Here is a 4,469-nt window from a genome sequence, read left to right on the forward strand (position 1 = left end):
GGTTCTATCTTATCTACTTCATCAACGTTTTTAAGTCTAAAGGCTTTTATTACTCTGTTTGATCCTATGTATTCACAATCTTCTGGTGTTTCGTCTCCGTGGAGTTGGGCAAAATCAAGGTGGGCATAGCTAAGTATCTCCAAAACGTTTCTTGGGTCTTCATTTACAAATACCCCAACTTTTAATACAAAAGGTGGAAGTTGAGAGGTTATTTTCCTTATATCCTTAGCCTTTATAAATCTTTTACTTTTAGGATATAGAATAAAACCTAAAACGTCTGCTCCAAATTCACAGGCCATGGTGGCATCTTCAAGGTTTGTTATTCCACATATTTTTACTTTTGTCATTCCGACCTCCTTTTTTAGCTTTTTCTAAAATTTCGTTCTAGAAAGGAAAGAATATCACTTAAACCACTTTTTGTAATTAATTCCTATGGCTAAGTTATCTTTTCTCAGTTCGCTTAAACCGGTAGAGAGATTTAGTTGAAAAAGAAGATTATCCTTTCCAAAGATGCTTTTACCAAAACCTACGGTGGTGATTCCACCAAAACCATAGGCTTGATTGTAGAAAACAACTCCTTCGAAGAAAGGTTTAAGTTTCTTATGAGGTTTATCTTTACTGCTTACGCCAATTGAAACCTTTGCTCCAACCTGAAAATAACTATCAGGAAGTAATCTTTGATTATCTTGTTCTCTAAACCTGTTGGCTTCCAGAAATTCTCCTAAGGCTATATCAGGATATTGGAACCTTAAGTAGTAGTTAACTTCTGCAGAAAGTTTTTCACCATACCCTACGACTTCTCCACTAAAAAGTGAAAACTTTTTCTTTCCATAAATGGAACTTAATCGAAGTCTATTTAATGCTGGATAAGTTATTGAAACTAGAAATTCATCCTTCTTTCCTTCCCAGAAAAGATGGTCGGTTTCGGTGGCAGAAAAGTTTTTTCTTACAAGTAAAGATAAGTTCCTTCCTTCTAATGAAGTTTCTATACTTTCTACTTTATCTTTGGTTTTTAAAATTCCGCCAGAAACTTTCAGCTTTCCTATGGATAATTCTTTTTCGAGGAAGACCAATCCAAAAATATGGTTGTAGGAATAAGATGAAGGGAAAACTTTTTCGTAGGATAGACCGATCTTAAAATCCTTTCTAAGAGCAAAGAGTAAATTTTCGGATACTTTTAAATAATTAGAGTTTTCTCTGCTTTCAAAACTAATCCCGGTAGATGAGAAATTAGCTTCTTTCATAAATAAGTTTTGTAAGTTCTGATAGATACTTACGTTTTCTCTATTTTCTTCTAAAGCCCTAAAAGCTAAATGAAAAGCCTTTTCCGTTTCTCCTGCTTGGGAGAGAAAAGCTATTCTTCCCTCTATAGGTAAAACTTTCCTGTATTTTTCCTCAAGTTTTTTAAGGGAATAAAAATCTTTTCTCTTTTCTGCCAAGCTAAACTCTAACCAAAGTGGAAATTTTTCTCCTTTACGGTTTCTAAGAAACAGAAGTTTTTCTATCTGATTATTTTTTGCAAGGAAAGAAAGATAAAGTTCTCTATAAACATCTTGTGGTAGCCTTTTTTTGTATCTAGGAAGAACTTGTAGAAATTTTGAACCGTTTTCAAAGTACAGAGAAGTTCTTAGATAGTTTGTTAGAATGTTAACATCATTGTTATTTCCTCCTTTTACTTCTTCTTTGAGGGATTTATAAACTAAAAATCGTAGTTTTTTGGCTTCCTTTTTCCTTCCAATCAACTCTAGGACATCTGCCTTAAGAAGAGGATCAAGGTTCTTTACCTTATTGGATAAGAGTAAAGCTTTTTTCCCTTCTTGAAGGTAGATGTATGACAGAATAAAGGATTCTGGTATTAAGCTTTCTGCTTTCTGATACTTTTTAAGTGCTTTCTCCAGTTCTTCCACTTTATGGAGCTTCATAAGAAGGTATAGATATTCTGCTAGAAAATCCTTGTTCAGCTTTCTTTCTAAGGAACTTTTCAAAAAGTTTAAAGCTTTTAAAATCTGTCCTGTTTTTAACAAGGAAGTTACATAAGTGTACTCTATCCAAGTCTGTGAAAGAAGTTTCTTTTTTTCTTCTGTAGGAAGTTCTTCTATAAGCTTTATCACATCTTCCCATCTTTCAAGTCTGAAAGCCAAGTCAAAAAAATAAAAAAGAAAATTTAAGCTTTTGAATTTTTCATAGCCCTTTAAAGATAAGTCAAGTGCTTTTTCAGGAGAGTTTTGGGAAAGAAAGATAATTAAGCGTTCCCAATCTTCTTTTTTCGCCTTTCCGATTCTTGTTATTCTCTTGATAGCTTCGACGCTTGTTTTAAAATCTCCAAGTTCCCACGAAATATCTGCGAGGGTTCTCCAGAATAGATAGTTACTGTTCCCAGCTTTAGAAGAAAAATCTTTTAAAACCGAAAGAGCTTCTTTGTATTTCCTTTTTGAAATAAGTATATTCGAAAGTAGTAAGGCATCTTCAAGAGTTAACTTTCCTTCAGCTCTTAACTTAGAGAAAATTTCAAGTGCTTTCTGGGGCATTCCATAAAACCAGTAAAACTTAGCAAATTTCCGTAAAATTTTTGGAGAGTCAATATTTAGCTGTGATAAAAGTTCTATTCCTTTATCTATGTCCCCTGTTTGTTGGAATAACCCAAAAACCTCGTCTACAGAAAAATTTTTCAAGAATTCTTTAGGATTTTCTTTAGCTAGAGTTTCTAATGCATTTTGTGCTGTTTTAAAATCTCTTAAAGCTACTGCAAGTCTATAGATTTCTTTTAAAACTCTTTTGTCTTTTTGGATTCCGTAAAATTTTGTGTAAGCTCTTAGTGCTTCTTGTGGTTTTTGGACCCACAGTGAGATTTTGGCTAGTTCTCTCCACCAAAATGGAGAATTTGGGAAAAGTTCCGTTCCCTTCTTTGCCACCTTAAATGCGTCATAAAGTTTGCTATTTTCAAGAAGTATCTTCAAGGATAATCTTAAAATTTTCTCTCTAAGGTTTAATTTCTCCCTTCTAAGTTTTTTTATTGATGTAGGAACTATTGAGTAATCTTTTACTCTAAATTCTTTTAAGAAATTCTCCTTCCCTTTCAAGTCATTAATCGTAGGTGCAACAAAAATTCTGACTGTCCAAAATCCTTTATCCGTTCTATACAGGAAGGATTTTTCTCTAAGCTGAATTGGAAGAGTCCTAAGATAGTTTTCTGCCATGTTTTTTTTGGGAAAGGTTCCAAGTTGAAAAGAGTAATAAATATCCTTAGCATATGCACTACTAAATAAAGAGATTAATAATGCAAATCCCAAAAATTTTTTCCTACTTTTCATTATTCATTCCGTATATTGAGAAAGCTTTTTTCGCAAAAGTCACGGCCAGGTTTCTATTTCCAATGGCGCGAACAGTATTTAAAAGAAAGACAGCCATTTCAGGGTCATCCAGAAACTTTAATCCGTAAACTCTAAGCAAGTAAGCCACTACTCCCTTTTTTCTTCCCCACATTGCTATTTCTACGGCTCTTTTAAAGTATTCTTTCTTCCCTGTCTTTCTAAATGCATAAAGAGCAATCTGTACTGCTTTATTGTAATCTTTTCGGGAGAGAGCCAAGTCAATAGCAGTTTTAACATTTTCGTAAGAAATAGGAAAGTTTCTTAGTAGAATCTCGCTGTAGTAGATGGCTTTGTCGTATCTTTTTAAATAGACAGCCAGTTTTATTCCTTCTCTCAAGAGTTCTTCTTTTTCTTTTTTTGACCTCGATAAGAAAATTAATTTGTCTATTGTTTCAAGAGCTTTTTTATAGGATCTGTTAGCAATTAAGAGTTTATAAAGTTCTTTATACCAACGTGTAGAATCTCTACTTAAATTAGCAAGTTTTTCAACAGTAATCAAAAGGGGTTTTCTGAAGCCTAGAGTTTTACACTTTTTATAGATTTCTAATAGAACCTCCTCGTCCTTAGCTTTTGGAAGTAACTTTAAAATTTCTTCTTCTGCTTCTTCTCTAGAAAGTATGCCTTTAGAAAGCTTTATCTCTATAACTTTTAGATAAAGGCGAACAATTTCGGGAAATAGATTCTTAGAACCTAATTTATCTGATAATAACCTCTTTAAAAGGCTGTTAGCTTCTTCTAAGTAGTCTAAATGGATATCTTTTTGGACAAGTGCTATTACAAGTTTAGGGTCGTAAGAAACCTTCAAAAGTCCTTTTAAATATATGCGTGATAAAAAGTAGTTATAGTCTTCCGGTAGGAAAAGAAACTTTTCCAATTCTCCCTTGGGAAAGAAAAAAATAGCTATAGCTAAAAAGGTCAATGTTACCAGAAAAATTTCCTTACCGGATAAGAAGTTAATCCTTGCAAAAAGCTTTAATCTTAGTAACTTCTCTTTCGTCTGCTTGGATGAATAGAAGATTTCCTTCTCTTCTCTCTTTTGAAGATCCAAAGACTTTGACATCACACCCCTTTATTCTTAGAGTAGCTTCTAGCGGAACG

General features: G+C 33.3%; 3 protein-coding genes. All 3 read right to left on the reverse strand.

All coding sequences use genetic code 11. From position 1 onward, the window contains the following. Nucleotides 1-347, reverse strand: a 347-nt coding sequence (locus ABGX27_05510) for a phosphoribosylanthranilate isomerase (GenBank protein MEO2068951.1), incomplete at its 3' end; no start/stop codon positions are given. 54 nt (nucleotides 348-401) lie between these two features. After that, nucleotides 402-3,311 carry a tetratricopeptide repeat protein gene (locus tag ABGX27_05515; GenBank protein MEO2068952.1) on the reverse strand — a complete coding sequence of 970 codons (2,910 nt, stop codon included), beginning with the start codon at nucleotides 3,309-3,311 and terminating at the stop codon, nucleotides 402-404. Next, the gene (locus tag ABGX27_05520; protein MEO2068953.1) at nucleotides 3,301-4,245 is read right to left on the reverse strand and encodes a hypothetical protein; all 945 of its coding nucleotides are present in this window, start codon (nucleotides 4,243-4,245) and stop codon (nucleotides 3,301-3,303) included. The genes ABGX27_05515 and ABGX27_05520 overlap by 11 nt, the downstream gene beginning before the upstream one ends. Nucleotides 4,246-4,469: the final 224 nt, after the last annotated feature.

Source organism: Desulfurobacteriaceae bacterium, assembly GCA_039832905.1.
Classification (GTDB): Bacteria; Aquificota; Aquificia; order Desulfurobacteriales; family Desulfurobacteriaceae; genus Desulfurobacterium.